Below are 336 nucleotides of genomic sequence, written 5' to 3'. Positions count from 1 at the left end.
CCATGTGAGAGTAGGTCATCGTCAAGATTCATTTCGCAAAACCCCTATCTGCGCATGCAGGTAGGGGTTTTGTCTTTTCCGGCCCAGAAAATTTTTAGGCTGCGACAATATTACTGTCACATCAACGTGACTTTCCCTCGGCCACCCTACGTCAAGACTTTGGTTCAGGGCACTCCTTGCCCCGAGCTGAGCGATGCCAGCGTACCGTGCTGCGCATTTCTGGACTTCCACCGTCCCATCACTTGAGGTAGCAAGCAAGATGGCCAAGGCCGCCGATGTCGTTGTGCAATGCCTGGAAAACGAAGGTGTCGAGTATGTGTTCGGCATTCCTGGTGA

General features: G+C 52.7%; 1 protein-coding gene. It reads left to right on the top strand.

Annotated elements, in window-relative coordinates; all coding sequences use genetic code 11:
- Window positions 1-259: 259 nt before the first annotated feature.
- A partial coding sequence (locus tag QQL85_RS26895; protein WP_148101364.1) for a hypothetical protein occupies window positions 260-336 on the top strand: 77 nt, incomplete at its 3' end.

The organism is Pseudomonas putida, from assembly GCF_030159595.1.
In the GTDB taxonomy this organism is placed as follows: domain Bacteria; phylum Pseudomonadota; class Gammaproteobacteria; order Pseudomonadales; family Pseudomonadaceae; genus Aquipseudomonas; species Aquipseudomonas putida_AC.
Note: the sequence above shows the minus strand (reverse complement) of the source record. Positions and strands in the feature narration are given on the sequence as shown.